A 20276-nucleotide genomic window follows, 5' to 3' on the forward strand; every position below is an offset into this window, starting at 1 on the left:
TGTAAATTTGTAATTTAGGAATTAAGCTTGGTATTGCCACCTTTAGAAATTTGTCATAACGTAATGAATTACATTTTTACAAAAACACATTTATGAAAATTGCGGTTTTGAACCAAAAGGGGGGCAGTGGCAAGACTACAGTATCCATCCATTTGGCTCATGCTTTTTCTATGAAAGGGTATCGAGTATTACTAGTTGATACTGACCCTCAAGGCTCAACCCGCGACTGGGCAGCAGCACGTAATGGTGAGGCTCCATTTAGCGTCATTGGTTTGGATCGTCCTATCTTGCACAAAGAATTGCCCAAACTAGCGCAGGGGTATGATTTTGTTTTCATTGATGGTGCGCCAAGAGTTTCTGACCTAACTAGATCAGCAATCATGGCAGTGGATTTTGTGTTGGTTCCTGTGCAACCATCTCCCCTAGATGTGTGGGCAGTGCATGAGGTAGTAGAACTGGTACAAGAGGCCACTATATATAAACCAGACCTAACAGCAGCATTTCTAATCAACAGAAAGATAGTGAACACTGCTCTTGGGCGAGAGGTGACGGAAGTTTTAGAAGAATACCCCTTTCCAGTGCTGAAAGCACAAATAAGTCAAAGGGTAGCATTTGCCGAGTGTTTGAATATTGGGAGTACGGTTTTGGAAACTGCCCCCAAAAGTGCTGCAAGTGATGAAGTACGAGCAGTTGTTAAGGAAATATTACAAGCAACAGAGGAAGCGAATCATGGCAGAAACTAAAAAATCACAAAAATTGAGTTTAAAGCCAAGTGTTCAAAAAACATCTGTTCCTGAAGAAGCAGCAGCATGGGTAGAAAGTCGCAATGGTGCTGAAGTGCCTAGCACTATAGTTACTGAAGAAGTTAACAACCCTAAAAGCAAGCGCGTTACTTTTGAAGTCACCGAAGCACAGCACCAAGAGATTAAAATCCGTGCTACTAAAAAGGGCATGACTATTAAGGAGTATATGATTGCTCTAGTTGAGGAGGAGCTAAAGAGATAATGTAATTAATTACTTTATTACATTTGTATTTAATTACATAATTACATTATTACAACTGTTTGGAGATTTCAGACGCAGTTGGCTCTCGTTGGGGTTTGAGTTATGAGTGATTTAACGGTTAATGATGGTTCATATCAGCAGTTGTTAGATCGCATTGGTGAGTGTTTGGCGTTGGGGCGACAACGGGCTTTTGAGCAGGTTAATTCAGTTTTAGTAGAAACTTACTGGCAGATTGGGCGTTATATTGTCGAGTTTGAGCAAGCGGGCAAGGAACGAGCAGAATATGGCAGTAAGTTGTTACAGGTGCTTTCACGAGATTTGAAAGCTGCGTATGGTAAGGGGTTTAGCCGTTCTAATTTGCAGTATATGCGTCTGTTTTATTTGAACTATGAGAATTGCCAAACACTGTCTGGCAAATTGAGTTGGTCGCACTATACGGAGCTTTTAGCTATTTCCGATGATTTGGCGCGGTCATTTTATGAGCAGCAGTGCATCCAAGATCGCTGGAGTGTGCGGGAGTTGAAACGCCAGAAGGATTCGGCTTTGTTTGAGCGGGTGGCGTTGAGTAAGGATCGGGCGGAGATTTTGGCACTGGCTAAGGATGGGCAACGGATCGAGTCGGCGCGGGATGTGGTCAAAGATCCTTATGTGTTCGAGTTTTTGGATTTACCAGACCGCAATTATCGTGAGAGTGAGTTAGAAAATCGTTTAATTGCTGAGTTGGAGAAGTTTCTACTTGAGTTGGGCAAGGGGTTTGCATTTATTGGGCAGCAATACCGAATTACCTTAAACAACACGCATTTTTTTGTGGATTTGGTGTTTTATCATCGCATTCTCAAGTGTTTTGTCTTAATCGATCTGAAGACGCAAGCGGTGAGTCATCAGGATATTGGACAGATGAATATGTATCTAAATTATTTTCGCGCTGAGGAGAATATGAAGGATGACAACGAGCCAATAGGAATTGTGTTGGCGCGAGATAAGGATGAGATTTTGGTTGAGTATGCGACGGGTGGTATTTCTAATCAGCTTTTTGTGTCGAGATATCAACTTTATTTGCCAGATCCGGAGGTTTTAAAGCAGGAGTTAAGGCGGCTTTTGGAGGTAAATGATGGCTGATGTTCCCTGCCCCCTCTCAAGAGATGTCGCCAAACTACCATAAGCCGACGTGAGAGCGCGGCTTCAAAAACCTTTACCATTGAGGATTAGCGGTAATTAATGCCGTTGCCGCTAAACTATCCAATGGCTCAGAGAAAAAATATCCCTGGACAGATTCACAGTTCAATTTTTTCAAAAGTGCTAGTTGCTGCTTTGTCTCTACGCCTTCAGCTATCGCCGAAACACCGAGTTTGTGTGCCAAGGTGATGATGATTTCAATAATTTCTAAATTTTTGCTGCTTGCGTTGATTGGGCTAATAAAAGAGCGATCAATTTTCAAGATACTAATTGGAAGACTATTAAGACGGCCTAGTGAAGAGTAACCCGTACCAAAATCATCAATTGATAGCTCAATGCCCAAGTCTCGAAGTTGAAAGAGTATAGCAGTTGCCTGAGCGCCGTTTTCCATAATTACGCTTTCAGTAATCTCTAGCACAACAGAGGTGGGAGCAAGACCAGTCTCGGACAAGATTTGCCGAATCTGCTCAGTCAAATCCGGCTGGGAAAACTGTTTGACAGAAAGATTGACACTAATTTTCTTTAGTGAGTGGCTACAATGGCTCACTTGCCAAGTTTGCATTTGCCGTGTCGCCTCATACAATACCCAGTAACCAATAGAGACAATTAACCCAGTTTCTTCCGCCAGAGGAATAAAATCTGCTGGAGACAGTAGACCCAGTTTTGGATGCTGCCAGCGCACCAACGCTTCAAAGCTTACAATATAGCCACTAGTAAGCGAAACAATCGGTTGGTAAAAAAGGCGAAATTCTTCACGTTCAATTGCTCGGCGCAAATCGTTTTCTAACTGCAATCTCGCTACAGCACTAGCATACATTTCTGGGTTGAATAGCTCATAACGCGCCTTGCCCTGTGTTTTGGCTCGGTACATTGCCGTATCAGCATCCCGGATCACGTCTTCTGGTTGGTCATAGTCTACTGTTGAACTCAAAGCGATGCCAATACTTGCCGTGGTGAACACTTGTTGTCCCCCAAGATCAAAGGGGAACGCCAGTTCCTGTTGAATGCGCTGGGCCACTTGTATAGCGTCTGACGCATTGAGGATTCCCTCAAGCAGGATTGTAAATTCGTCTCCCCCAACCCGTGCAGCTGTATCTTGTGAGCGTACACACACTTTTATCCTGTTGGCAACAGCAAGCAGAAATTCGTCTCCTTTTAGGTGTCCGAGACTGTCATTGATCACCTTAAACCGATCTAGGTCGAGAAACAGTACAGCGAATAAATAATTCTCCTGCTGTAAAGCAAGCTCAAGTGCATATTTTAATCGCTCCATAAACAAGGCTCGGTTTGGTAGACCTGTCAAGGCATCATAAAAGGCATTCTGCTGCAATTGTGACTCTGCACGTTTGCGCTCGGTTATATCATGAGTAATCCCCAGAATTTGAGAAATTTCCCCTAGTTCATTTAAAAGCGGCACATAGGTAACAACTATAGTGAAAGGGTCAGAACTAGGCAAATTAATCGTACATTCTCCGGTTTGCAGAGTGCGTGTCTCCACAGTTCGTAGCAGGATTGGGAGATAAGCATCTGTGACGAATGGTGGATTTATTTCTTCGTCTGTGTGGCCAATTAGTGCTTCAAGAGAATAACCACTACGTCTAACTCCGAAAGCATTGATATACTGTATGCGCCGTTGGGCATCATAGATCACAAATGTATCAGGGATGTTTTCTATTGCTAATCGGAATCGTTCTTCACTCTGTCGTAATGCCGACTCGACTTGCTTACGATTAGTGTCATCCCAAAAAACTCCAATTACCTCTTGCACATTGCCAGCATCATTGAGCAATGGCACACTTCGACCACTAATAAATCGCACATCGCTGCCATCAAAGACGAATTCAAAGTCTGCCTCAATACTCTGCCCCATTCTCCCCGCAAACTGCATCGGTAGTTCATTTGGGGGAATATCTTGCCCAGATTTTTGAATTTTAAACTGAAAGGGGTATTCTCCAGTAGCAGGAGTTGCCGTCATAATTAAATCTGGCGTTCTTCGTGTAAGTGTGTAGGCAGCAAGGTTTGTGGTCACTTGATGGCACTGTGGATCGTGAGCAATCCAAACTGCTGCCGGAACTATCTCCATAAAAATCTCTAGCTGCTTGGCACGGGTTGAGCTTTGTTGCAAAGCGGATTCGGCTCGCTGAAACTCTTTAGAGAGTGCTTCTTCAGCCCGCAGGCGCTTAATATCTAATTGATAGAGGCGCTTAGAAAAGTACCAAATTAATCCCATTAAGGCAAATACATTGCCAATCACATACAGGAACAATCCAAAAGCAGTGTCAAACAACCCCACCCGTTCCCCCAAGACCCACAGCCACCCTACGGCACAACCAACCAGAGCTACTAACATACTTCCATCAATGAAGTATGTTTTAATACAAAATATTTTAATCGTTAACACTGAGTATAAATCATAAATAATACTAATTATTTACGGCAATTAATAACATCCGATAGGCTGTTAAGTTTAACCACCTTGGGCGTAAGTAACCGCTTTATATACAGTGACTATCAAGCAAAGCAGACTTTATAACTATATCAACGCCTGCCTTTCTTGGTCAAAATTTTACAAATCCCCCCAATCAAAATTCAGGAACCGTCGAGCATTCAGCTTGGTATATTTTTCAGTGTGTTTGATATCGCGGTGTCCCAGAAAGTCTTGGATTTCCCTAGTGTTATAACCCTGATTTACCAGATAATAACCGCAAGCATGGCGCATCATGTGACAGTGAACTTTGATATCAAGTCCTGCCTGCACAGCCAGCCGCCCTAGCAACTTCCGCACCGCATCAGTGGACATCACTTGACCACGTTCAGAAACGAAAATATATTTGCTATCAGGAAATTGTTCTCTAAGTTCCTTGAGCAAAGTTAACTCATCATCTCTCAAGGGATGCACCCCAGAATCGCTGCCTTTTTCCCTGGTGATAAAAATCTGACGTTCACCCCACATCACCGCATCCCAGCGCAAACCGCAGCTTACACCTACAGCTTCCCCCACCCTCAACCCGTGGCGAAACATCATCAGCATCAGCGTGTAGTCACGGTGAGCATAACGGGCAGGGCGATTAAGTGCCGCATCAAGTAGCGATCGCACTTCAGTTGGTGTAAGGTATTCTCTAGACCTGTAGTGCTTGTTGGGTTTACGTCCTGGCGGGGTGGTCGTCATTACTCTTTGAGCTACTGTCCGCTTTACGCGATCTATTATGGACAGTCTACTACGCCACGATCCCTATTACTCCGTTAACAGACAAGCCACTGAGAAGTTATTGCGAAGAGTTATCAATTGATAAATACGTTAATCTTGGCTCAATGCCAAATAGTCAGTCTGCGATGCCTGCGGTGTTCTCGTTGCGATCGCGGTCGTTGTCTAATCCGTGACTGAAGATTAAGTATATCTCTGACTGCGTTAGAAAGAAGGCGCTAAGTGCCAATTGATTTTCATTGCCAGACTGTAGACCCTGTGATCCAAAGCCTACAACGATTTGACCCTGATTAAGCGGAATTAGAGGAGAAGGTAGAGGTGTTTTTTGATATCCAGAAAATCGATCATCTCTTAAATCTACGTAATGAGCGCAATGGCAATTGCAAAGTTACTGAATACACTAAGTAGAGAGCCAGCCTATGTGCTGCTCTAAGTTTGCGTAGACATATTGAATTTTATGGACTTTTCAAAAATTAGACAAGCGCTAATAAATCTTCCTAATGGAGCGTCCGAGCCGATAGTTAGTAGTGTATTTATCACAGAACTATTAAAAATACTCGGCTTTGACGTAACTGAAACTATTCCAGGATTTAGTACAGGAAATGGCGGCAATGCCGTTGATTACGCTGTTCGCAAGAACTCTGACAACGACACTTTCATTGAGACTAAGTTAAACCCTTACTTATTGGTAGAGGTAAAAGGCAGGAATATAAATTTACACCCAAAAGCTGCACAATATAAGTCAACAGTTAATCAACTCAAACATTATTTACTTGCCCCAAATTGCAAAACTGCTCAATGGGGAATTATAGCCAATGGCGACTATATCCAGTTATTTAGAAAACATGGCAAAGTTATCTACCCAGCAACCCCTTGTATAGAAATTACAGCAGACAACCTAGATAAAGTTATTTCGGCAATTAAGCAGAAAATAGAAAATCCGCTAAAAGCACTTACTATAGCAATTTATAACAATAAAGGCGGCGTAGGTAAAACTACAACCACACTCAATTTAGCCGCTATGTTGACGATCTTAGGAAAGCGAACGCTGATTGTTGACTTTGACCCTAATCAACAGGATTTGACCAACTCGCTAGGTCAAAAAGTCAAAGAAGATAGTTTGTATTCTTGGTTAGTAAATGATACTAGCAAAGAAATACCAAAGAATTTAATCAACTCATTTACAGTTTCATACAAATCTGGTTCTGTATGGCAATTTGATTTTATTGCAAGTGACGCAAAGCTTAAAAATCTCCCAGAAGCAAACCTGCGGCAACTTATAAATTATGGCAGACTACGACAAGCACTAGAATCTTTTAAACAGCAATATGACTATATTTTGATAGATTCTCCCCCAAACTGGGTATTTTATAGCCAGAGTGCAATTTACGCCGCAGATGTTGTTTTAATTCCCACTAAGCATAACAGCATATATTCTTTAAATAATGCAGCTACAGTTATTGAAAGCTTTATTCCCGAAATCCAAAACGTAAGGAAAGATGGTGGACCGATCCCCTTGCCCATCTTTTACAATGGTGAATCTATCACTGATCCAGCTAAAAAAACAGCAGAAGAAGCAATAGACAAAATTATAGAGCAAGCCAAAAGTAAGAAACCTAATCCTATTGATCTAACACCATACTTTTACCCTAAAACAACTTCGGCTAGGAAAGACCTTCACATTTTTGATATACCTAGCTATGCACATATTGCAGGTGCTGCATTTAGTCATGTCCCCGCTGTTTTTAAGAATAAAACAGCCTGTGGGCATTATCTGGGATTAGTAAGAGAATACTTTTTACAATAAGAGGTTTATATCTATGAGCGTCAGCAACATTGGGAATTTGATGTGCCTTTCGATGGATAAAATCAATCTGGAGAAAGGTATTGATGTGCCAGAGTTTTTAGTTAAAGCATCTGCAAAAAAATTAATTGAGTCAGATGGACGTAATTGGGTTCCAGTAATTGTTGCAGAAATTGAGGAAGATCAGTATAAAGTTATCGGCAACTCATTTGTTTATGCGATTGCTGAAGAAGCTCGACTAGAAAAGGTTTGGTGCATTGTCACAGATAACAGTGAACGAACACTTCAGTTGACTAAATTTCTTACTGGTGAATCTGTAGCTAAAATCAATCTTTCAACCGCAAGCAGAGATGAAATTCAGGCAGCTTTGCAGTACCTTATTGAGAAGCCTAACAGTCAAATGGCTGGTGTAAATCTGTCGATTGCTACTAATCGTATTGAAGATGCCCCGCGTAAATCTTGGACAACCTTAGAGCCAATTACAAAGCTAAAGTGTGGCATAACCAAAGGAAAGAAGCTAGACGCACTTAAAGAGGTTTTTTATCTTACTCCTCAATCAAAACCAGAAGTTGTTTTACCAGAAGCTGCTAAACCAGAAGCTGCTACATATATTAATTTGAGTAGCTTGACACTTACACAACTCAAAGATATGGCTAAAAAACAAGGGGTTTCTGGATTCGGTAAGAAGAAAAAGCAAGAGTTAGTTGCTCTGCTAATGGCTAGTTAACCCATACGCCGACCCATCCCCATCGCCAGGAGCGATCGCACTTGGCACGGTGATGCCTTATACACCCAACTTGGCTTAAAAGTACGCCCAAAGCGGGAGAAAAGCTAACTTCTGTCAATTTGACCGCGTAGCAAGCGAAAACCCTAATTTGACGTGAGCGCCAGTCAGGGCTGACTCGACTATTGCAAATATTTATTTATTCAGGGGGCCACACAACAGATATAACCCCATGATGGCGTTGACTGATAAAACTTTAAAGCGGTTTTACTCACCCGTTTTTAACTTTGGTTTTGGTTTTGGTAATGGTTTGGTACGCGGCACAGAGGTATTATCCTGACTAGTCGCTTTTGACTTACCTTTCTTTGGTGCAGGTGGTGCTGCTGCTCTTTGCGCTTTCTTAGCTGCAAGTTGCACTGTGGCTTTATCCTCCTTAGACGCTTTGAGAAATCTGGGTGCAGCTTCTTGTGGTAGCGCAGTCAGTGCAACAAAACCGAAGACATCACGCCCTGGCAGAAATTTAGCCTTGACTGTCACAAAGGCTGCGCGTCCTTGCTCCTCTTTAGCCACCTTGGGATTAAATCTGAAGGGTCGGACGGGTGCATCCTTCCATAGCAAGGGTATATGACTAGCCTTCATGAATTTCACCTTTCGGGCAGGTTCGGCCTGCTTAATAAATTCGAGTCTTTCATCAGAGAAATTTCGGAACACCGAGATACAGGGAGTAGAGCAGACAGGAATGAACTGCCATAATCCTGATAATTTAAACTCCAGGTCTTCTAACTCTCCTGAAACTGCATCTACTTTTCGCCCTCTGTCAAAGCCCACTAACTGAAAAGCGATGCGATGCGGTTGCTCTTTGCGTGGAAAGTGAATTGCCTTTGGATAAACAACCAAACGCTGATTCTGGTTGCCAGTATTTTCTATTTCCTTCTTGAGAGCGTTTAATACATTCCATTGTCGCTTCGAGTAATAAAGTGGGTATTCATAGCTACCGATAGTAACAGTGCTTTGTCCATCTGAACTGAAATTGACCGACCCAGTAATTACCCCAACAGCTTGAAATATTGCTGCTGTCGATTCAATTTCTGTTGATGTTGACGTATCAACATTTACTTGCTCTTCATCGGATGGAGTTTCAACTGTCGGTACTGCTTGGGTTGACTCAAGCGAGGTAAGTTCAGCAGATGCCATGATTATTGTTCTTTGATTGTTAATAGGGGAGAAATCGCAATCTAATTCAATCTTAATTGTCTATCGACTGTCTACATGACTGGCGGCATTGTCGATGCTGCCAAATTCCCTAATCGGGTTTTACATCGGTGACAATAACTGTTAACTGATTTAACACCCTAATGCAGAAATTTTATCCAATCACTTCTGAAGATTTCTAATTGACATACTTTACACTTATTGCCTCGATACTCAATTGTTGCGCTACAAAAATATGAAGACATTAGTTGAACGCTCTTAATGATTCCGACTTGCCACTTGCGAACACTGTCGTTGAAAAACTCAACTTTATCCCCAACTTTCACTGACGGGCGAGATAATTCGCTTTCTCGTGCATTTATCAATTCACCATCTTGTCGAGGAGAAAACCCAGTCACAGGATGGCTGTCCTGGCTGTCCAAAGAGTTTTCAGCAAGATTTACTTCCTGGACAGGCTCAAACCCAGTCACAGCAAGGCTGTCCAGATTGTCCACAAAGTCTAGGGGGACTGAAGGGTTATCAATTACATCAACGAATTGATTAACTTCACTTTCATTATTTTCCTCATCTTTTTTTTGCAATGCTAATTCTTGGGGGAGGACAATTGGACAGGGTGGACAGCCCTGCTGTGTAAGGCTTTCAGCCTGTCCAGGGTCAAAACGAGGGGTATTTAGTGGGTGGACAGGGTGGACAGGTAAGCTGTGTAAGGGTTCTGGCGTTTTTATCGGATGAAAAAACTCATCAAATTCCTCTATTCCCCCTTCAAGGCATTTATCTTTAAAGCAATACCAAAATTCCGCCCTGGAAAGTGAAGAATCCGGTGGCCCCTCCGGTACTTTCATCTCAAATACCCCAGCCAGTGGTTCAATGAATGCAAAGTGGGACTGAATTCTTTCACGCTTTCCGTTGACCGTGGGTGTCCAGCTACGTTCCTTGAAGTTGTGGGGCAAGACTGTTTTTAAATGGCTAATAAATTTGGACATCCCCAAAGGAGCATAACCATGTTCCCGGCAGTAAAGTACATACCAACTGTGTAAACGACTTTGTGGGATAAATGTTTCGGTCGTTGAGGGGCGTAAGCACAAGTCTACAAAGGATTTGGTAGAGTCCCCGTACAAAGATGCCTCTAGCGCCAGATTCTTCGCCCGATCTGAAGAAGGAGGCGATAACAAAATGCGATCGCGTTCTGCTCGTGGCATTGCTAAAGCCCAAGAAATGATGTCCGACTTCACCTCTTGTAGCTTCAACCACAAGTCGGGGTCAGGAGTCACATCTCGGTTTTTTACTGGAATTGGGTAAGCTCGACGCATCCAGCCGTCGCCAGCATTTTCGATCTGTAGATGACTTACAGAGGCAACCCAAAACCGAATGTACCACTGAATTGAATAAGCGACTGGATTGAATAAAGCGCGTCCGCTCATTGGCCCATTGTCAACTAATTCGTAAAAAGCTCGGACTCCTTCGGCATAACCTCCTACGTCAGGGAATCCAAATATCCGCTTTCCACTTAAATATTGATGCCGTCCTTCCGGTGTAGAAATATCCGCAAAATGTGTGGCGCTACTAGAGCCGGACTCGCCAAACAAACTACTCCAAAACCTTCCCAATGTCCCCTTGCCCCCACCACTTAAGCCAATTAAGTGGGGAAACCGACCATAAGGGGCAGTTGGGTCTAAAAACATACTCGTGAACGCCCGAATCACTTCAACCAATTCTGACCCAAAGCTCTCAGTTATAAATTTCAGAAAAACTTCTGGGCATGGTTTGTTGGCTTCGTAATCGTGGGGAATAATATTAGTGAGGTAAAAATCTTTGCGATGAAGCATTTCTTCACCAGTTCGCAAATCAACAACACAATTGTTAAACCCTAATAAATGAGTATTGGTTGGCAGTGGTTCTGCTGGTTCTAAGCGACTGCGGCAATATTTAAAGGCAGATTCCTTGTGTGCGTTAGTTTCGTAAGGCTTGGTTATTCTCCAGCCAAATGTCTTTGTGTAAGAGAGCTTGTAAGCGGATTCTCCAGCGTCAGCGAGGAGCTTGTAAGCTTTATTATCATCTTGGTGCTGCCATTGGTTATTCTCTTGTGACCACTTGTAAAAGGATGAATTTACTACCATCCATTCAGTTTTCGGAAAGATTTTTCGGTAAGCCCAGCCATCAAAAGTACCCGCCGTCACGCAGTTAGAGTAGGGTAAATTCATGGATTGGCAGACGGATTTGTAGAATGCCTCCGGGTCTGCTGGGTCAATATCTATACTGAAATTAGATTTTTCCGTAACTTCTTTTTCAAGAGTTTCGGATTCTGCCAACTCAAGCGATCGCTCTGCTTGCTTTCGCTCTGCTACAGCTGCGTGAATCTCCTGCTCTAACCTGCGGATAAATTCTGGTGTTTCCATTTGCCCCAAAATTTCTTTAATGTCGCTCGATTTATATGGTAAATCGGGGCAGATGCTATTGGGGCTAATTCCAATAAATGCAATTCCTACTTCGGCAGCACATTCAGAACACGTCTGGAGTTTTTTCAAGCCAGTGTCATCGGGGTCATGCAGAAAAACGATTAATCCTATGCCTGCTTCAATTGCGCGTTGATATTCCGAGGTAATTGTTTTCTTATCCCATCCACTGCCCTGAAACGTAATTCCAGCAAGACCATGTGAGCGACCAACTTCTACGCATCCCTCGCCTTCATGCTGGAGTAGTGCCGGGGTTCCTGTCACAGATTTAGCAGCAGCGATCGCTTCATCAATGCGATATGCTCCCCAAGGTTTATCGCCTTTTTTCATTTGGGGTGTGCCATCTGAAAGCCTATGCCATTGCCGAAAGGTCTTGCTGTAACCTTTCTCCTTATTCGCATCTGGCCACTGGTAGCGAACCACCCATTGCGACTCTGAGTAAGGATAAATTGTTTCGGTGGCACTGCCCTCAACATCTTTTGGTGGTCTACTCGTTAACTTTTTCGGTTGGGGTATATCTGTTACAGTAGAGGTCAACATCACCAAACCTAATTCACCATCTGGAATTGGTGCTGGTTTGGGCAAGATTCTCTTAGGCTTCGCAGCCAAACGGTTTAGGGACGGAGTGTAATTAGCCCCTGCCCTTTCTGCCACCACTTCAGCCCAGGGTTTAATTGCCTCTCTGACGTGTTTACACTCACAGCCGTTAAAGCATCTGTACTTCCCGGTTTCTGGGACAATAGATAAGTCATTCCCGCCACAAACTGGACAAATAAACTTATCTTTAGCTTTGGAAGGCTCTAGCTGATCTTGAAAATTTCGGATGTCGAAGGAGGCGAACGCCCCTGGCATAACGGAGCCGCCAACGGTTTCGTGTCCTTTTAAAATGGCTACCATTGTGAAATCCTTGTGAGGTAAATTGTGTGGGCTTTACCTCCCCCGAAGATTCACCAAAGTTTTAATTAAATTTCTCTATAACCTGTTGTAGGAAGTTGTAAGAAGTACTAGGAACTGATAACATTAGGTTATAAAGAAATTTAATAGAGATAAAAATGACTGGGTGTCTTCTAGGACTGTTAAACAACTTGCTGAACACAAGTTGAGTCTTGGGGAGGCATTCTTTTCTTATGTATATCGGGTGACATGACACTTAGAAAAGATGAACTAAGGGTATAGTCTTATTACATAGTAAATTATCTCAGACAAAAAAATAATAAATATCTCAACTTTATAAAATAAAACAATTTATTTATTCTCCTCAAGCCAATACATAGCAAAGCTTTTACAAGTTTTTAACTAACATTAAAAACCAGATAAATACCCCACTATATTAATACTAGTAGTGTGACTAAAAACAATTCAATTTATTGATGCTGCCTCAACTTGACCTTAATCTAAGATTAAGACGCATTTTATGTTGTCGGTCATGCGGCACCATCTTGCTTTGCAGGTTGTTCTATCCAAAGTGCGAGCGCTTGTTCGAGGGCCTCACTTTGGTTTACATCTCGTTCAGCACATGTCGCCTTGAATTTTCGATACAAGGGAACTGGCACATGACCGCTTAACTGCCTATAATCTTCGCTCCGTCGTCTATCAACCATCGAATCTACTGAGTTCATGTAAATCTATTCTCCTACACAATATCTAATTATTTTACTATCTGCTTCTCGTGTTGACACAATGTCGTGACATTGTTATATTGGCAGATATAAGGCAAAAGCGCCAGCGAGAGACAAGATACACATATTCTTGGCGACTTTAGCCTGCAAATTTATTTTGAGGAGAATTTATGCGAGTAACAATCAGGCAATCTCTACACCCATTTATCAGCAATAAAGCGCAGGAATTAGGCATTAATGACCATGCAGAGGTCGTTAACTTCCTTTTACTTCAGATTTTGCAAAATTCGATGCTGTCACAGACTACTGCTACTGGGAGCCAAGATACTCAGTAGTGTTTCATAGATACGTTTCATGAAACAGTTTCAACGGTTGCATCAATGTTTCAGCCTCACAAGAACCGTGAAACGCCACTTACACCCGCCAGAAACATGAAACATGAAACATGAAACGTTAGTTGATAACGACTACTTTTGCTTGTGACAGTGACGATAAAAAGTTGAGGGTAAAACGATATGTCAAGACCTGAAAAACAACCAACATCTATAAGCGCGAACGCACCCAACATAAACGAGCCTGAAACCATAACAGAGAAAGCATCAATGCCATCAAAAAAGGTAATTCATTTGATGCTAGATGCTGGGCGCTCCAGTATTAAATATCAGGCTTTTGTTAACAACGAAACTGGCACAACACCAGTGATGAAGACTGAATCTCTGGTGTGTTGTGTACCATCAGTGCCATTTGGAGAATTAGGAGCTTTCAGCCTAAGCCGAGCCAAAGATGAAAACAACAAAGATGTTGTAGAGCATTGGGTTGTTGGTAGCTCCGCCAGACTGCAAGGTAAAGAGTACATAGCAATGAGTGATTCCGAGAATCACAAAGTACACTACTTCCCCCTACTGGCACTAGGCGCAATCGCATCTCTGCCAAATCTGCTTGAGTTATCTACAGGCACAAGCAACAAACGTAGAACCTTGCACATTCGTTTATCAACGCTCTCCCTAGCTTCCCCATTAGAACTAAAAAAAGCCATTGAACAATGCAAGTGGATCGCGGTAGATGGTGTTAGATACCGTTTGTGCTTCTCAAAGCTTGGCTTTCTGGGATTTCCAGAGGGATATGGCGCGTCACTTTGGGCAAGCGAACGCTTTGACGATAAACAATTCCATACTTTTGATATTGGATATGGTACAGCCACAATCAGCGAATACAGTAATCTCGGCAAATTACCAAAGCGGGTAACTTGTAGTCCCAATGGTGGCGGTGGCGTTGCCACACTAATCAAAGAATTCTCCAGAGCATTGAGCAACACCGATTCTTCTAAAATGATTCGCCCCTCCCAACTGCGCGAGATTTTAGAAACTGCAACCGTTGGCGATAACGGCATAAGTGCGATTGCACCTGATGGGGAAGACATCGGGGCTGAGTTAGAGAACGCGATTCATTCATGGATGAAAGATTCTCCCTTGGCTTATGCCCTAGATGACGTATCCGTGAAAGCCAGACGCAGCAAAGTAACTTTGTGTGGCGGTGCATTTGCGATCGCGCCTGTGCAGATGTTGATTAAAGAAAGATTACTTAAATCTTGCATTCCCGAAAGTAATTTGTTGATTCCAGAAAATCCTGGAACCGTTGCTTTATCAGAGATGAAAAAACTTTATTTAGGTGAAATTGATGTTAAACAAGCGGCTTAATTACAATGTCCCTTTGGACTTGACTCCAGCCATCAGAATGTTAGCCGATATGGATGGAACTACACCAGCATATTGGCTGAGAAAGGCATTAGAAAAAGCAGTGCAAGAAAGGTTAGGCGTTAACAACGGTCGTCAAATCAATTTAGATAACTTAGAGGCTTTGAGGGGTGAATAATATCAAGTTTCAGTCAGTTACCGCAGTTGTGATTGGTCTAATATCTGCTTTTGGTTTTGGCTACTTTAGCTCTCAAAAACGATTTGAGCGCTAACAACTGGAACTATCGGCATTCTTGCAATTACATCTGGCGCAATCACACAAGTTGTACAACAGTCTAAACCTTAATAAGAGTAAGTTACACGTTCAAGCGAGGCGCGAAATGAACAGCATTATTAGCACAGAAGAAATAGTCATCATCCTTGCTGGTGTTGAGCAAACTTTAAGATTGATTCAAGCTACTCCCGAATACAGTCGGCTACAAACATCGAAGCATTTTACTACATCAAACGACTTGGTTTTGAATGATGCCATTCAATCAATATCTGAAGTTTTAGATGGCATTGAAAAAGTACAACTCGCTAACAGTTCTGATGAAGATTAATTGTGCGAACGCTTGCCCGGTCAAGAAAAGCGTTCGCACTTGTGACTTGCATCAGAGATGAAATCAGTACACACATTAAAGGATACCAAAATGGCGCACCCAGTAGGATATTACTCCCTCTCTCACGACAATGCACTCATTAAAGATATGTGTGAAACATGGGGCGAAGGACTAGAGAAGATGAGCGAATCAGACACGCTCTGGTTAATCGGAAGAATCGCCCATGAAGCATGGTTAGCGTGTGACTCTGATGAGCCTCCTAGCAACGAAGCTTCTTCAGCATGGAACCGACTGCATGAGTTAAAGCAATGGGAAAAAATTGCATTGATAAAAGCAATGGTGCAGTGAGATGTACAAGAAGCAATTGTATTTAGCCTTGGCTGGTGTCGGGGTCTGCTTCTTGCCTTTCTTCATCCCCTTAGTACCCCTGACTTTTCACGGGATGTGGAAAAGGGGATTGGTTCGCGATAGCTGGTCGCGAACCAATCCTCTGGACTTAAGATAATTTGCGTCCTCTAATATTAAGGTGCTTGTAGTATCGTATTTTGGGGTGCAAATGAAACTATTAGAAGCAAACCCGTACCGCGATTGTGATTTTGGTGACAAACGTCTGACCGACAGAGCAGTGTTAATTGCGGAGGCTTTAAAAGTAAAATATGGTCATCCTCTATCAGAAATATTTCAAAGCGCTAGTGACCTCAAACGTGGCTACGAATTCTTTTCTAACCCCAAAACAACTTTTGAGAAATTGACCCAACCATCTTTTAAACAGACGGCACAAGAGATTTATGGCATACCAATAGTATTAGCGGTAGGAGATACTACTTATCTGGATTATAAAAAAATATTAGAAAAAAGAGATGATTATGGGCCTACGGGCAATGGTGGGAACGGACTAATTTTACATAGTTCTTTAGCACTAGACCCAGACTTTGGTCAGCCACTAGGACTATTATGGGAGAAATTGTGGCATCGACAGCACAAAGCATCTCCACCACCAGAGGAAACATCTACGGCAAAAAAAAAGCGATTAAAAAAAGAACGTTTAATCGCCAAGAATAGAGCTTTTAAAGAGAAAGAATCTTATCGATGGGTTGAAGTTTTTCAGAAAGTAAACAAATTATTTAAAGGTTTAGAAATGCCTGATGGGGGACTACTCTCAAGAGTAATTCATGTCTTTGACCGTGAAGGAGATATTGCAGAAGTATTCGCACTTCAACGTAAAAATAAAAATACAGGTGTAGTTGTCAGAGCCGCTCACAATCGTTGTTTAGAAGGAGAAAACTCTTATCTATGGGAGTATGTAACATCCCAGAAAGTGCAGTTTATAAAAGAGATTGAATTACCTGAAACTAAAAAGCGAAAAGAAAGAACTGCCACCTTGGAGATCAGGTATTGTCCAGTATCAATAAATCCTCCTTCTCGGTTAAAAAAGTCAGGCAATTTTAACGTTTACGCGCTCTTTGCAACAGAAATTAATGTGCCAGATGGATGTGAGCCAATTACGTGGATGCTACTGACAAGCGAGTTAATAACAACACAGACAGAAGCATCTCAAATTCTTCGATGGTATACGTATCGCTGGCGGATAGAAGAATATCACAAAATACTAAAATCTGGCTGTAAAGCGGAAAGTTACCGCTTGGCAGGGGAGAGTATGTCAACAATGTTAGGTTTTTTAACAGTGATTGCGGCACAATTACTGCGAATGACTTATCTACACCGGAATTCCCCGCACAGTTCAGCAGAATTGGTGTTAACAAAAATACAAATGGACGTGCTACTTGCTAGTACTCCACCCAAACAAAAAAAGCAGATACAGCTTACAGTTGACTGGGCAATTAGAGCAATTGCACGTCTCGGCGGATACTTAGAACATAGGAAGAATAGCCCTATTGGGATACAAGTTTTGTGGCGAGGCTGGTTGGAATTAGAAACTTTATGCCAAGGTTGGTTGCTACATGAAAATCTAAAATCAATATATTGATTTTAGTTACTCGCCTTTGTTAGGAGGAATATGGTTCGCGACAACAAGTCGCGAATCTAGGAGTTAATTTGATGTCGAAAGACCGAAAAACCATAGCCCAAGAGGATTTACACAAGCGTATAGATTTTGTGATCTCGATGAAGGAGCGTCTGGAACTTGAAGTAGCTGCCATACACGACTCAACGCCTGTTGCGCCACCTAGTTGTAGAATCGCTCGTTACCTAGCAAAGGGGCGTAAAGAATTTTATTGGTACTATAAACTACATGCTACAACACCAATATTTACGACTCGAAATGATGGCAAGCTATCCAAGTACAAGCATTTAGGTAAGGCTGGTAGTCAAGCCTACATAGATGCCATTGAACAAATTACTGCAAGGACTAAAATTGAAGCTTTAGATCGTTCAATTGAGACTCTCAAACAGGGTTTAAAAGATTTAGTCGAAGAAACTTCCAAATATAATAAAGAATAACAAGTGGTTCGCGATAGATTATCGCGAACTACTCTTTCTTTTCCACATCCCGTGAAAAGTCAGCATGGTTTATGAGCTTGAAACCAAGCCTAGTGGCAAGATTGACTTGGTAGGCCAACTTTGGCAAGACTACAAGACCGCAGGGACACGCGATCGCTCTAGTGCTGGGTTAGTTGTGATTGCGGTTTGGGTGTTCGATATTGTCACCACCTTTGCAGCTCGTAACCCATTCGACTACACAGCCCCATTCATGATTTTGGGTTGCATCTTATTTAATATCGGCACAATGATGGCGGGTGAAATTGGGTTTGCCATCTGGCGATTGACTAAAGATTAAAGCTCGTGCCGCTCAACAACTATCTTCGTCGAGCGGCACTCACTACTCAACAGGGCATTTGTTTTATGCAAAGTAACAATATCCCAAAAATTACAACCAAAGAAACTGAACATTTGCGCGAATCATATCCTAGCTTGTCTCACTTGGAAGCCGGAAATCTCGCCCAATGGCTGCAAGAGAGAAAAGAGCAATTGTTTGAAATGGCCCGAGTTTCTGAGAACGAAGCAGACATGACCCGTGTACTTGGTTTGCTGGCTGGGGGGATTGGAGCGGTTTGTTATGCGGTCAATCCTTTGGCGGTAGTTGGTGGTTTAATTGGCGGTGCTGCGTGGTTATGGTTTGTTGTCGAACACTCCAATCGCACTAAAGAAATTGCACCAATACCATTTGTACGTGGCAACTTTATAGACGCTCTAGCTCGTACCGGTGACTATGATACTCGGAGCAATTATCAAGCGGATCATCTTGCTAATACCGTTAAATTTCTAGAGCGACAATCAGCAGAAGAGTACGCCTTTCTTCATGCTGAATTTGAAAATATTGTCCAGTATTTAACCCAAGTTGAGCCAGGAAAACGTTTTTATGCTTATCGCTGGATGTTTGGCTGGTTTGGCAAGCTCAAGGGTCGTCAGCTACCCACTTATCAAAGTATGGCTCTCCATTTACAAGATGTGACGATTGACAGTCGGGTGAATCGGTTGGAGGTAAGCGCCATCGCACAAGCTCAAATCCAGTTACCACCAACCGTAGATATTAAGCAATTAACTTCACCACAGATAGATATTCGCCACAGTCCCCAAGCTTCGGAATTTTCTAGACCTACAGAATTACAGCCATCAGCTAATGGGCTTGTACCAGAGACTATAACTCATCTCCCTCTGGCGAATAGAGCAAACGCACTCATCGCGGCTTTAACTCAAAGTGGTTTCCAAATAGAAGACATGATGAGTTCCCAGGTGATAGCGATCGCTGGCACTCAGCGAGGTGGTAAGGGAACCTTAGCAGCAATCTTGGCAACATTATCTCTAGCTTTAGATTCGGGATTAAACACCCAATACTTTACAGCCGGGGTGGATGTTTACCCCTTTAGTTGCAATCTGATTTCTGCTCTTAAATACCCTGAAAAAGATGCGGACGGGGCAGATAAACTAGTCGCCCGTGACTTGCTTAAATTTCTTAAAGGCTTAGATGCAAGTGAACCTTACTCCCACAAAAACTTACTTCTTGTGATTGATGAGGCGATGCGGTTGCTGTCCCTACTTGATGAGAGCGATCGCACCTGGGCTATCCAATATCTGCTGAGTCGCTTCGCCAAATGTGGCGGTACATTAATCATTGTCTTGCATGGCTCAAACTTAACTTCTGTGGTTGGCAAGGCCACAGCAGGACTAGCAGACACCTTTAAGCAATCGGTTAACTTCATTGGTTGTGTAGCTCAGTCTGTCAGCGCTGGTGGATTGCGAAAAATTAATGTTGCTAGTGGGGAATATTTCAAAGCCAACCCTAATAACTTTGCCGAACCTGTTAGCGGTGGCAATCTCGGCATGATTCCTGACTGGCTAAAGATAGAGTTACACCCAGGAAATGGTCAGCCAGATCCAGCAAGAACATTACTCAAATTCTTCCCGGAACTGGTGCAGCATCACCAGCCAGCAGTTATGCCCAGAGGGGAGAAAATTGCACCAGATGACGCAGTAAATTTTCTGGAGTCTATTTTCTCAAAGCCTACCCAAGAGGTTGAAATTGCAGAGATAGAATTCGTGAGTATTTCTGAGGTTGATTTGTCGCAGATTTTAAACATTGTTACTTCAGCCGTTACAACACCAGTCAGCTTTGCTGCGATTAGAAATAGCCGAAAGTGGGGTGAAGATAAACCTAGCGTTCGCTATTTAAGGAGTGCGATTGCACAACTTATAGAATCCAACCAATTGAAAGGTAGCGAGAAGTTAGGGTTTACTGCTTTTTAATATCACTGCTATCTCAAA

General features: G+C 42.6%; 19 protein-coding genes. 14 read left to right on the forward strand and 5 right to left on the reverse strand.

Translation table 11 applies throughout. The annotated features are described in order from the left end of the window. The first annotated feature begins 92 nt into the window (after positions 1 to 92). The 3 genes from parA to IQ276_RS39815 all read left to right on the forward strand — a co-directional run bounded on the left by parA (position 93) and on the right by IQ276_RS39815 (position 2124). Positions 93 to 743, forward strand: a complete 651-nt coding sequence (parA, locus tag IQ276_RS39805; RefSeq protein ID WP_193914661.1) for a ParA family partition ATPase — start codon at positions 93 to 95, stop codon at positions 741 to 743. After that, complete coding sequence (locus IQ276_RS39810) at positions 730 to 1005, forward strand: type II TA system antitoxin, ParD family (RefSeq protein ID WP_193914659.1); 276 nt, start codon at positions 730 to 732, stop codon at positions 1003 to 1005. The genes parA and IQ276_RS39810 overlap by 14 nt, the downstream gene beginning before the upstream one ends. 102 nt (positions 1006 to 1107) lie before the next feature. Next, on the forward strand, positions 1108 to 2124 hold the full coding sequence (locus IQ276_RS39815) for a PDDEXK nuclease domain-containing protein (RefSeq protein ID WP_069072667.1): 1017 nt from the start codon (positions 1108 to 1110) through the stop codon (positions 2122 to 2124). 73 nt (positions 2125 to 2197) lie between these two features. On the opposite strand, the gene IQ276_RS39820 is transcribed toward IQ276_RS39815, so the two are convergent. Further along, positions 2198 to 4531, reverse strand: a complete 2334-nt coding sequence (locus tag IQ276_RS39820) for a sensor domain-containing protein (RefSeq protein ID WP_228042879.1) — start codon at positions 4529 to 4531, stop codon at positions 2198 to 2200. 216 nt (positions 4532 to 4747) lie between these two features. Next, complete coding sequence (locus IQ276_RS39825) at positions 4748 to 5350, reverse strand: tyrosine-type recombinase/integrase (protein WP_193914657.1); 603 nt, start codon at positions 5348 to 5350, stop codon at positions 4748 to 4750. Between the two features lie 493 nt (positions 5351 to 5843). Between IQ276_RS39825 and IQ276_RS39830 the strand changes: the two genes are divergently transcribed. Further along, positions 5844 to 7193, forward strand: coding sequence for a ParA family protein (locus tag IQ276_RS39830; RefSeq protein WP_193914655.1), 1350 nt, complete (start codon positions 5844 to 5846; stop codon positions 7191 to 7193). A 13-nt stretch (positions 7194 to 7206) separates the two neighbouring features. Further along, positions 7207 to 7917, forward strand: coding sequence for a Rho termination factor N-terminal domain-containing protein (locus IQ276_RS39835; protein ID WP_193914653.1), 711 nt, complete (start codon positions 7207 to 7209; stop codon positions 7915 to 7917). A 264-nt stretch (positions 7918 to 8181) separates the two neighbouring features. Here the strand turns inward: IQ276_RS39835 and IQ276_RS39840 are convergent, their stop codons facing one another. The 3 genes from IQ276_RS39840 to IQ276_RS41225 form a co-directional block, all read right to left on the reverse strand. Then, positions 8182 to 9108 (reverse strand): hypothetical protein, encoded by a 927-nt coding sequence (locus IQ276_RS39840; protein ID WP_193914651.1) that lies wholly within the window; start codon positions 9106 to 9108, stop codon positions 8182 to 8184. 158 nt (positions 9109 to 9266) lie between these two features. Then, positions 9267 to 12476, reverse strand: a complete 3210-nt coding sequence (locus tag IQ276_RS39845; RefSeq protein ID WP_235116535.1) for a primase-like DNA-binding domain-containing protein — start codon at positions 12474 to 12476, stop codon at positions 9267 to 9269. A 527-nt stretch (positions 12477 to 13003) separates the two neighbouring features. Beyond that, on the reverse strand, positions 13004 to 13198 hold the full coding sequence (locus IQ276_RS41225) for a ribbon-helix-helix protein, CopG family (protein WP_104902418.1): 195 nt from the start codon (positions 13196 to 13198) through the stop codon (positions 13004 to 13006). A gap of 170 nt (positions 13199 to 13368) precedes the next feature. Between IQ276_RS41225 and IQ276_RS39850 the strand changes: the two genes are divergently transcribed. The 9 genes from IQ276_RS39850 to IQ276_RS39890 all read left to right on the forward strand — a co-directional run bounded on the left by IQ276_RS39850 (position 13369) and on the right by IQ276_RS39890 (position 20258). Continuing rightward, on the forward strand, positions 13369 to 13533 hold the full coding sequence (locus tag IQ276_RS39850) for a hypothetical protein (RefSeq protein WP_176727137.1): 165 nt from the start codon (positions 13369 to 13371) through the stop codon (positions 13531 to 13533). A 180-nt stretch (positions 13534 to 13713) separates the two neighbouring features. After that, complete coding sequence (locus IQ276_RS39855) at positions 13714 to 14895, forward strand: hypothetical protein (RefSeq protein ID WP_235116536.1); 1182 nt, start codon at positions 13714 to 13716, stop codon at positions 14893 to 14895. Further along, positions 14876 to 15070 carry a hypothetical protein gene (locus tag IQ276_RS39860; protein WP_193922363.1) on the forward strand — a complete coding sequence of 65 codons (195 nt, stop codon included), beginning with the start codon at positions 14876 to 14878 and terminating at the stop codon, positions 15068 to 15070. The genes IQ276_RS39855 and IQ276_RS39860 overlap by 20 nt, the downstream gene beginning before the upstream one ends. Before the next feature lie 202 nt (positions 15071 to 15272). Beyond that, the gene (locus IQ276_RS39865; RefSeq protein WP_193922359.1) at positions 15273 to 15494 is read left to right on the forward strand and encodes a hypothetical protein; all 222 of its coding nucleotides are present in this window, start codon (positions 15273 to 15275) and stop codon (positions 15492 to 15494) included. Positions 15495 to 15584: 90 nt separating this feature from the next. Then, positions 15585 to 15842 carry a hypothetical protein gene (locus IQ276_RS39870; protein WP_193922361.1) on the forward strand — a complete coding sequence of 86 codons (258 nt, stop codon included), beginning with the start codon at positions 15585 to 15587 and terminating at the stop codon, positions 15840 to 15842. A 208-nt stretch (positions 15843 to 16050) separates the two neighbouring features. Continuing rightward, positions 16051 to 17481 carry an IS4 family transposase gene (locus tag IQ276_RS39875; protein ID WP_193925515.1) on the forward strand — a complete coding sequence of 477 codons (1431 nt, stop codon included), beginning with the start codon at positions 16051 to 16053 and terminating at the stop codon, positions 17479 to 17481. Positions 17482 to 17552: 71 nt separating this feature from the next. Then, positions 17553 to 17954 (forward strand): hypothetical protein, encoded by a 402-nt coding sequence (locus IQ276_RS39880; RefSeq protein ID WP_193925513.1) that lies wholly within the window; start codon positions 17553 to 17555, stop codon positions 17952 to 17954. A gap of 64 nt (positions 17955 to 18018) precedes the next feature. Beyond that, positions 18019 to 18291, forward strand: a complete 273-nt coding sequence (locus IQ276_RS39885) for a hypothetical protein (RefSeq protein ID WP_193914677.1) — start codon at positions 18019 to 18021, stop codon at positions 18289 to 18291. 65 nt (positions 18292 to 18356) lie between these two features. After that, positions 18357 to 20258, forward strand: a complete 1902-nt coding sequence (locus IQ276_RS39890; protein ID WP_193914675.1) for a hypothetical protein — start codon at positions 18357 to 18359, stop codon at positions 20256 to 20258. Positions 20259 to 20276: the final 18 nt, after the last annotated feature.

Origin of the sequence: Desmonostoc muscorum LEGE 12446, assembly GCF_015207005.2 — a bacterium.
In the GTDB taxonomy this organism is placed as follows: domain Bacteria; phylum Cyanobacteriota; class Cyanobacteriia; order Cyanobacteriales; family Nostocaceae; genus Nostoc; species Nostoc muscorum.

What these genes read in the sequence shown, in the direction of transcription:
- parA (WP_193914661.1), top strand. Translation starts at nt 93, where the DNA reads ATGAAAATTGCGGTTTTGAACCAAAAGGGGGGCAGTGGCAAGACTACA.
- IQ276_RS39810 (WP_193914659.1), top strand. Translation starts at nt 730, where the DNA reads ATGGCAGAAACTAAAAAATCACAAAAATTGAGTTTAAAGCCAAGTGTT.
- IQ276_RS39815 (WP_069072667.1), top strand. Translation starts at nt 1,108, where the DNA reads ATGAGTGATTTAACGGTTAATGATGGTTCATATCAGCAGTTGTTAGAT.
- IQ276_RS39820 (WP_228042879.1), bottom strand. Translation starts at nt 4,531, where the DNA reads ATGTTAGTAGCTCTGGTTGGTTGTGCCGTAGGGTGGCTGTGGGTCTTG.
- IQ276_RS39825 (WP_193914657.1), bottom strand. Translation starts at nt 5,350, where the DNA reads ATGACGACCACCCCGCCAGGACGTAAACCCAACAAGCACTACAGGTCT.
- IQ276_RS39830 (WP_193914655.1), top strand. Translation starts at nt 5,844, where the DNA reads ATGGACTTTTCAAAAATTAGACAAGCGCTAATAAATCTTCCTAATGGA.
- IQ276_RS39835 (WP_193914653.1), top strand. Translation starts at nt 7,207, where the DNA reads ATGAGCGTCAGCAACATTGGGAATTTGATGTGCCTTTCGATGGATAAA.
- IQ276_RS39840 (WP_193914651.1), bottom strand. Translation starts at nt 9,108, where the DNA reads ATGGCATCTGCTGAACTTACCTCGCTTGAGTCAACCCAAGCAGTACCG.
- IQ276_RS39845 (WP_235116535.1), bottom strand. Translation starts at nt 12,476, where the DNA reads ATGGTAGCCATTTTAAAAGGACACGAAACCGTTGGCGGCTCCGTTATG.
- IQ276_RS41225 (WP_104902418.1), bottom strand. Translation starts at nt 13,198, where the DNA reads ATGAACTCAGTAGATTCGATGGTTGATAGACGACGGAGCGAAGATTAT.
- IQ276_RS39850 (WP_176727137.1), top strand. Translation starts at nt 13,369, where the DNA reads ATGCGAGTAACAATCAGGCAATCTCTACACCCATTTATCAGCAATAAA.
- IQ276_RS39855 (WP_235116536.1), top strand. Translation starts at nt 13,714, where the DNA reads ATGTCAAGACCTGAAAAACAACCAACATCTATAAGCGCGAACGCACCC.
- IQ276_RS39860 (WP_193922363.1), top strand. Translation starts at nt 14,876, where the DNA reads ATGTTAAACAAGCGGCTTAATTACAATGTCCCTTTGGACTTGACTCCA.
- IQ276_RS39865 (WP_193922359.1), top strand. Translation starts at nt 15,273, where the DNA reads ATGAACAGCATTATTAGCACAGAAGAAATAGTCATCATCCTTGCTGGT.
- IQ276_RS39870 (WP_193922361.1), top strand. Translation starts at nt 15,585, where the DNA reads ATGGCGCACCCAGTAGGATATTACTCCCTCTCTCACGACAATGCACTC.
- IQ276_RS39875 (WP_193925515.1), top strand. Translation starts at nt 16,051, where the DNA reads ATGAAACTATTAGAAGCAAACCCGTACCGCGATTGTGATTTTGGTGAC.
- IQ276_RS39880 (WP_193925513.1), top strand. Translation starts at nt 17,553, where the DNA reads ATGTCGAAAGACCGAAAAACCATAGCCCAAGAGGATTTACACAAGCGT.
- IQ276_RS39885 (WP_193914677.1), top strand. Translation starts at nt 18,019, where the DNA reads ATGGTTTATGAGCTTGAAACCAAGCCTAGTGGCAAGATTGACTTGGTA.
- IQ276_RS39890 (WP_193914675.1), top strand. Translation starts at nt 18,357, where the DNA reads ATGCAAAGTAACAATATCCCAAAAATTACAACCAAAGAAACTGAACAT.